Source organism: Pseudomonas sp. (assembly GCF_050739995.1).
Lineage (GTDB): Bacteria > Pseudomonadota > Gammaproteobacteria > Pseudomonadales > Pseudomonadaceae > Aquipseudomonas.
In genome coordinates, this window is sequence record NZ_JBOICG010000003.1 from 1 (window position 1) to 4,542 (window position 4,542).

Genomic DNA, 4,542 nt, shown 5'->3' on the forward strand with positions numbered 1-4,542 from the left:
CACCTCGGTTCATCAGGTGGGCTCAGTTGATGCCATCGCAGGCAAGCCAGCTCCCACATTGGATTGAGTACATTTCAGAGAATGGTATAGCCAGAAAGCACAAAGGCCACCCGAAGGTGGCCTTTGTGTTGGTAGCGCGTCAGTTAAGCACGAGGCTTACTTGACAGCCCAACCGGTCAGCTCGGCCAGGGCCTTGCCGATGTCTGCCAGCGAACGCACGGTTTTAACACCTGCGTCTTGCAGAGCAGCGAATTTCTCGTCTGCAGTGCCTTTGCCGCCGGAGATGATTGCGCCAGCATGGCCCATGCGCTTGCCAGCAGGGGCAGTCACACCAGCGATGTAGGAAACAACCGGCTTGGTCACGTGTGCCTTGATGTAGGCAGCCGCTTCTTCTTCAGCCGAACCGCCGATCTCACCGATCATCACGATCGCTTCGGTCTTCGGGTCTTCCTGGAACAGCTTCAGGATGTCGATGAAGTTCGAGCCTGGGATCGGGTCACCGCCGATGCCGACGCAAGTCGACTGACCGAAACCGGCGTCAGTGGTCTGCTTCACAGCTTCGTAGGTCAGGGTGCCGGAACGGGAAACGATACCGACTTTACCTGGCAAGTGAATGTGACCTGGCATGATGCCGATCTTGCATTCGCCCGGAGTGATCACGCCTGGGCAGTTAGGGCCGATCAGGACTACGCCCAGCTCGTCGCACTTAACTTTAGCGTCCAGCATGTCCAGGGTAGGAATGCCTTCGGTGATGCAAACGATCAGCTTGATGCCGCCGAATGCTGCTTCCAGGATGGAGTCCTTGCAGAAAGGAGCTGGAACGTAGATCACGCTGGCGGTGGCGCCAGTGGCAGCTACAGCATCTTTCACGGTGTTGAACACTGGCAGGCCCAGGTGCTCGGTGCCGCCTTTGCCTGGAGTTACGCCGCCAACCATCTTGGTGCCGTATTCGATGGCTTGCTGGGTGTGGAAACTACCTTGCGAACCGGTAATACCCTGGCAGATAACTTTGGTGTCTTTATTGATCAGGACGCTCATTATTTGCCCTCCGCAGCTTTGACAACTTGTTGAGCAGCGTCGGTCAGGCTGGTAGCCGCGATGATGTTCAAACCGCTTTCTGCCAGTACTTTAGCGCCCAGTTCAGCGTTGTTACCTTCAAGGCGAACAACAACCGGGATTTTAACGCCGACTTCTTTCACTGCACCGATGATGCCTTCGGCAATCATGTCGCAACGAACGATGCCGCCGAAGATGTTGACCAGTACTGCTGCGACGTTGGAGTCGGACAGGATGATCTTGAAGGCTTCGGTAACGCGTTCTTTGGTAGCACCACCGCCCACGTCGAGGAAGTTGGCTGGCTTGCCGCCATGCAGGTTGACGATGTCCATGGTACCCATGGCCAGGCCAGCACCGTTGACCATGCAACCGATGTTACCTTCCAGGGCTACGTAGTTCAGTTCGAACTTGGCAGCGTGCGCTTCGCGCGGATCGTCTTGCGACGGATCGTGGAAAGTCTTCAGCTTAGGCTGACGGTACATGGCGTTGGCGTCGATGTTGATCTTGGCGTCCAGGCAGTGCAGATCGCCGTCAGCCTTGATCACCAGCGGGTTCACTTCCAGCAGGGCCAGATCGTGATCCTGGAACAGTTTGGCCAGACCTACGAAGATCTTGGCGAACTGGGCAACTTGCTTGCCTTCCAGGCCCAGCTGGAAAGCCAGCTCGCGACCCTGGAATGGCTGAGCGCCAACCAGTGGATCGATGGTGGCTTTCAGAATTTTTTCTGGGGTTTCGTGAGCGATTTTCTCGATGTCCACGCCACCTTCGGTGGAAGCCATGAACACGATACGACGGCTCGAACGGTCAACGACAGCGCCCAGGTACAGCTCTTTAGCGATATCAGTGCACGATTCAACCAGGATCTTGGTGACTGGTTGGCCATTGGCATCAGTCTGGTAAGTCACCAGACGCTTGCCCAGCCACTGCTGTGCGAAGGCCTTGGCGTCTTCTTTGCTGCGAACCAGCTTAACGCCGCCCGCTTTACCGCGACCACCGGCGTGAACCTGGGCTTTGACAACCCACTCAGTGCCGCCGATTTTGTCGCAAGCTTCTGCTGCTGCTTCCGGGGTGTCTACTGCGTAGCCCTTGGAAACTGGCAGGCCGTATTCAGCGAACAGCTGCTTACCCTGATACTCGTGAAGATTCATGCTTTTTACCGTCTTCGTTAGGTACTGCGCATTCGGCGCTGCGCTCATTATGAGTGCCGCGCCACCTGTGACTGCTGCTTGCACAACTTGCTGGGCTCAAGGCCCGTAAAGCTGCGCAAGGCTGCGTCCGGCGGATATTCCGCGGTGAGTCTTGCGCGCAAGGCTCACGACGGGCAACTCCGCCGTGGTTTCTTATTATCTCGCTTAGCGCTTCTTGCGGTTGGCGATGTGGATGGCGCCGCCATTCACTGCCAACGCTGCTTCGTGCAACGCTTCGGACAGGGTCGGATGGGAGAAGACCATCATGCCCAGGTCCTCGGCACTGGTGCCGAATTCCATACCGATTGCGCCTTGCTGAACCAGTTCTGCAGCGCTTGGGCCAATCACGTGGACGCCCAATACGCGGTCAGTCTTGGCATCAGCGATGACTTTGACAAAACCACCGGTGTCGTTGGCTGCCATGGCACGGCCAGAAGCAGCGAACGGGAAGGTGCCGACGTTAACTTCAACGCCTTCAGCTTTCAACTGCTGTTCGTTCTTGCCGACCCATGCAATTTCCGGGTGGGTGTAGATAACCGATGGGATCAGGTCGTAGTTCATCTGGGTTTTGTGACCCTTGATGCGCTCGACAACCATGATGCCTTCTTCGGAAGCCTTGTGCGCCAGCATCATGCCGCGAACCACGTCACCGATGGCGTAGACGCCTGGAACGGTAGTAGCGCAGTGATCGTCAACGTGCACGTAGCCGCGCTCGTCGAGGGTCACGCCGCTGTCGGCAGCCAGCAGGTCGGTAGTCACTGGACGGCGACCAACGGCTACGATCAGCTTGTCGAAAGTGATGGTTTTTTCGCCATCCTTGTCGGTGTAGTTGACAACAACTTCTTCGCCGTTGACTTTCGAGCCGGTCACGCGAGCGCCCAGCTTGATGTCCAGACCTTGTTTGGTCAGGGTCTTCAGGGCTTCCTTGGACACCGCGGTGTCGGCAGCCAGCAGGAACGTGTCCAGGGCTTCCAGCACGGTGACTTCAGCACCCAGGCGGGACCATACCGAACCCAGTTCCAGGCCGATCACGCCAGCGCCGATCACGCCCAGACGCTTAGGTACCGCTTGGAATTCCAAGGCGCCGGTCGAATCAACGATCACGTTGTTATCAACTGGAGCAGGCGGAATGTCGATTGGGCGCGAACCTGGAGCCAGGATCACGTTTTCGGCTTCGATGACTTCAACCGAGCCGTCTGGCTTGGTGACTTCAATTTTCTTGCCGGCCAGCAGCTTGCCGTGGCCCTGGATCGAAGTCACGCCGTTGGCCTTGAACAAGGTGGCAACGCCGGAAGTCAGACCCTTAACGATGTTGGCTTTACGGCCGACCATCGCTGGCACGTCCATGGTCACGCCAGCATGGTTGATGCCGTGGATCGCGAAACCGTCTTGGGCTTCGTGGAATTTCCAGGAGCTGTCCAGCAGCGCCTTGGAAGGAATGCAGCCAACGTTCAGGCAAGTACCGCCCAGCGCCAGCTTGCCTTCCTTGTCGGTGTATTTTTCGATGCAAGCAGTCGAGAGGCCCAGTTGTGCGGCCTTGATGGCGGCAACGTAGCCGCCAGGACCTGCACCAATCACTACAACGTCAAATTTCTGCGACATGAAAATAGTTCCTCTATTTAGCAGCAAGCTTTCAAGCCGCAAGCCCCGAGCCAGGCCGCCTTATCCGGCAGCCCGCCCGAAGCCTGCAGCTGCTTCTATCAGATATCCAGCAGCAGACGAGCCGGGTCTTCCAGCAGGTTCTTGATGGTCACCAGGAAAGTCACGGCTTCTTTACCATCGATCAGGCGGTGATCGTAAGACAGCGCCAGGTACATCATCGGGCGGATCACGACTTGGCCGTTGATGGCCATCGGACGCTGGAGGATGTTGTGCATGCCCAGGATCGCAGCCTGCGGCGGGTTGACGATCGGCGTCGACATCATCGAACCGAAGGTACCACCGTTGGTGATGGTGAAGGTACCGCCGGTCATCTCGTCGATGGTCAGCTTGCCGTCACGGGCTTTCTTACCGAAGGTGGCGATGCCGCCTTCGATTTCAGCCAGGCTCATCAGCTCAGCGTTACGCAGAACCGGTACTACCAGGCCACGGTCGCTGGACACAGCAACGCCAACGTCTGCGTAGCCGTGGTAAACGATGTCGTTACCGTCGATGGAAGCGTTGACTGCCGGGAAGCGCTTCAGTGCTTCGGTGGCCGCTTTCACGAAGAACGACATGAAGCCCAGGCGCACGCCATTGTGGGACTTCTCGAACAGATCCTTGTACTTCGAACGCAGGGCCATGACTTCGGTCATGTCGA

At 57.5% G+C, this 4,542-nt stretch carries 4 protein-coding genes; all 4 read right to left on the reverse strand.

What is annotated here, in order from left to right:
* Positions 1–156 precede the first annotated feature (156 nt).
* Positions 157–1,038: a succinate--CoA ligase subunit alpha gene (gene sucD / locus ACRESD_RS00040; RefSeq protein ID WP_003172813.1), complete on the reverse strand. Its 882-nt coding sequence runs from the start codon at positions 1,036–1,038 to the stop codon at positions 157–159.
* Positions 1,038–2,204: an ADP-forming succinate--CoA ligase subunit beta gene (sucC, locus tag ACRESD_RS00045; RefSeq protein ID WP_003233235.1), complete on the reverse strand. Its 1,167-nt coding sequence runs from the start codon at positions 2,202–2,204 to the stop codon at positions 1,038–1,040. The genes sucD and sucC overlap by 1 nt, the downstream gene beginning before the upstream one ends.
* 204 nt (positions 2,205–2,408) lie before the next feature.
* On the reverse strand, positions 2,409–3,845 hold the full coding sequence (lpdA, locus tag ACRESD_RS00050) for a dihydrolipoyl dehydrogenase (RefSeq protein ID WP_431749065.1): 1,437 nt from the start codon (positions 3,843–3,845) through the stop codon (positions 2,409–2,411).
* Between the two features lie 98 nt (positions 3,846–3,943).
* Positions 3,944–4,542, reverse strand: a 599-nt coding sequence (sucB, locus tag ACRESD_RS00055) for a dihydrolipoyllysine-residue succinyltransferase (protein ID WP_431749066.1), incomplete at its 5' end; no start/stop codon positions are given.